Annotated in this window: 1 protein-coding gene; it reads right to left on the reverse strand. The window is 60.5% G+C overall.

The features are described from left to right. On the reverse strand, positions 1 to 451 hold a 451-nt coding region (locus HU736_RS21665; protein WP_217862403.1), incomplete at both ends, for an Ig-like domain-containing protein.

The following is a 451-nucleotide window of genomic DNA, read 5'->3' on the forward strand; positions in this document are numbered from 1 at the left end:
GAAGCTCTCGGTGATGATGTTCGGCCCGTCGTTCTGATGGGTCGGCGAATTCGCAGGCGAGGTCAGGGTGTAGGTGTAGGAGCCATCGGCGTTGACCTGGATCTGCCCGAATTGCCCTGCAGTGTTGCCAACCAGGCTGTAAGTCAAAGCACCTACGCCGCCTGTGACCGAACCGACCAAGGTCCCACTGGCTGTTTCGCCGGTCGAGCCCGGCTGGCTGCCAGTGACGGTGCCGGGCGCGAGGTCGTTGCCGTCCTTGGTCAGGTCCAGAGCGTTTTCATGGACGGTGACATCGTGGTCTTGTGCAGCAACCATCTGGCAGTTGAGCACGTTGATGGTGACGGTCGCGGTGCTCTCATCGCCGTCAGCATCGCGAATGGTATAGACGAAGGTGTCCGTCGCGCCTGCTGGAGCATTGCTGTTCGGGTTGGAGTGATAAACTCCGTTCCCT

Source organism: Pseudomonas shirazensis (assembly GCF_014268785.2).
In the GTDB taxonomy this organism is placed as follows: domain Bacteria; phylum Pseudomonadota; class Gammaproteobacteria; order Pseudomonadales; family Pseudomonadaceae; genus Aquipseudomonas; species Aquipseudomonas shirazensis.